Below are 2,528 nucleotides of genomic sequence, written 5' to 3'. Positions count from 1 at the left end.
ACATAAACCCACATGATTTTGATAAACTACATGATTTTGATAAACCCACATGATTTTGATAAACTACATGATTTTGATAAACTACATGATTTTGAAAACCCACATGATTTTGAAAACCTACATGATTTTGATAAACTACATGATTTTGATAAACCACATGATTTTGATAAACTACATGATTTTGATAAACTACATGATTTTGATAACCCACATGATTTTGATAAACTACATGATTTTGATAACCCACATGATTTACATAAACCCACATGATTTTGATAAACTACATGATTTACATAAACCTACATGATTTTGATAACCCACATGATTTACATAAACCCACATGATTTTGATAACACGCATGATTTTGATAACACGCATGATTTTGATAAACCCACATGATTTACATAAACTACATGATTTTGATAAACTACATGATTTACATAAACCCACATGATTTTGATAACACGCATGATTTTGATAACACGCATGATTTTGATAAACCCACATGATTTACATAAACCCACATGATTTACATAAACCCGCATGATTTTGATAACACGCATGATTTTGATAAACTACATGATTTACATAAACCCACATGATTTACATAAACCCACATGATTTTGATAACCCACATGATTTTACCTACATGATTTTGAAAACCCACATGATTTTGATAACCCACATGATTTTGATAACCCACATGATTTTGATAAACCCACATGATTTACATAAACCCACATGATTTTGATAAACCACATGATTTTGAAAACCCACATGATTTTGATAACCCACATGATTTTGATAAACCCACATGATTTACATAAACCCACATGATTTTGATAACCCACATGATTTTGATAAACTACATGATTTTGATAACCCACATGATTTTGATAAACTACATGATTTACATAAACCCACATGATTTTGATAACACGCATGATTTTGATAACCCACATGATTTACATAAACCCACATGATTTTGAAAACCCACATGATTTTGCCTACATGATTTTGATAAACTACATGATTTTGATAACCCACATGATTTTGATAAACTACATGATTTTGATAAACTACATGATTTTGATAACCCACATGATTTTGATAAACCACATGATTTTGATAAACCACATGATTTTGATAACCCACATGATTTTGATAACCCACATGATTTTGATAAACTACATGATTTTGATAAACTACATGATTTTGATAAACCACATGATTTTGATAACCCACATGATTTTGATAACCCACATGATTTTGATAACCTACATGATTTTGATAACCCACATGATTTACATAAACCCACATGATTTTGAAAACCTACATGATTTTGAAAACCTACATGATTTTGAAAACCTACATGATTTTGATAAACTACATGATTTTGATAAACTACATGATTTTGATAAACTACATGATTTTGATAACCCACATGATTTTGAAAACCCACATGATTTTGATAACCCACATGATTTTGAAAACCCACATGATTTTGATAAACCACATGATTTTGAAAACCTACATGATTTTGAAAACCCACATGATTTTGAAAACCTACATGATTTTGATAAACTACATGATTTTGATAAACTACATGATTTTGATAAACTACATGATTTTGATAACCCACATGATTTTGATAACCCACATGATTTTGAAAACCCACATGATTTTGATAACCCACATGATTTTGAAAACCTACATGATTTTGAAAACCTACATGATTTTGAAAACCTACATGATTTTGATAAACCACATGATTTTGATAAACCACATGATTTTGATAAACTACATGATTTTGATAAACTACATGATTTTGATAAACCACATGATTTTGATAACCCCACATGATTTTGATAACCCACATGATTTTGATAAACCACATGATTTTGATAAACCACATGATTTTGATAAACCCACATGATTTTGAAAAACTACATGATTTTGATAAACCACATGATTTTGAAAAACTACATGATTTTGAAAACCTACATGATTTTGAAAACCTACATGATTTTGAAAACCTACATGATTTTGAAAACCTACATGATTTTGAAAACCTACATGATTTTGATAAACTACATGATTTTACCCACATGATTTTGATAACCCACATGATTTTGATAACCCACATGATTTTGATAAACCCACATGATTTTGAAAAACCACATGATTTTGAAAACCTACATGATTTTGAAAACCTACATGATTTTGATAACCCACATGATTTTGATAACCTACATGATTTTGATAAACTACATGATTTTACCCACATGATTTTGATAACCCACATGATTTACATAAACCCGCATGATTTACATAAACCCGCATGATTTTGATAACACGCATGATTTTGATAAACCCACATGATTTACATAAACCCACATGATTTACATAAACCCGCATGATTTTGATAACACGCATGATTTTGATAAACTACATGATTTACATAAACCCACATGATTTACATAAACCCACATGATTTACATAAACCCACATGATTTACATAAACCCAC

General features: G+C 29.5%; 4 protein-coding genes. All 4 read left to right on the top strand.

Annotation, left to right across the window (positions count from 1 at the left end; all coding sequences use genetic code 11):
* Positions 1–12 precede the first annotated feature (12 nt).
* The 4 genes from HNP68_RS06460 to HNP68_RS06445 all read left to right on the top strand — a co-directional run bounded on the left by HNP68_RS06460 (position 13) and on the right by HNP68_RS06445 (position 2,345).
* Positions 13–270 carry a hypothetical protein gene (locus HNP68_RS06460; protein WP_183221601.1) on the top strand — a complete coding sequence of 86 codons (258 nt, stop codon included), beginning with the start codon at positions 13–15 and terminating at the stop codon, positions 268–270.
* 328 nt (positions 271–598) lie between these two features.
* Positions 599–745, top strand: a complete 147-nt coding sequence (locus HNP68_RS06455) for a hypothetical protein (RefSeq protein ID WP_183221599.1) — start codon at positions 599–601, stop codon at positions 743–745.
* A 179-nt stretch (positions 746–924) separates the two neighbouring features.
* Positions 925–1,863, top strand: coding sequence for a hypothetical protein (locus tag HNP68_RS06450; RefSeq protein ID WP_183221597.1), 939 nt, complete (start codon positions 925–927; stop codon positions 1,861–1,863).
* 32 nt (positions 1,864–1,895) lie between these two features.
* Entirely contained in the window at positions 1,896–2,345 is a 450-nt protein-coding gene (locus HNP68_RS06445) for a hypothetical protein (RefSeq protein ID WP_183221595.1), read from the top strand.
* Positions 2,346–2,528: the final 183 nt, after the last annotated feature.

Source organism: Borreliella yangtzensis, from assembly GCF_014201775.1.
In the GTDB taxonomy this organism is placed as follows: domain Bacteria; phylum Spirochaetota; class Spirochaetia; order Borreliales; family Borreliaceae; genus Borreliella; species Borreliella yangtzensis.
Note: the sequence above shows the minus strand (reverse complement) of the source record. Positions and strands in the feature narration are given on the sequence as shown.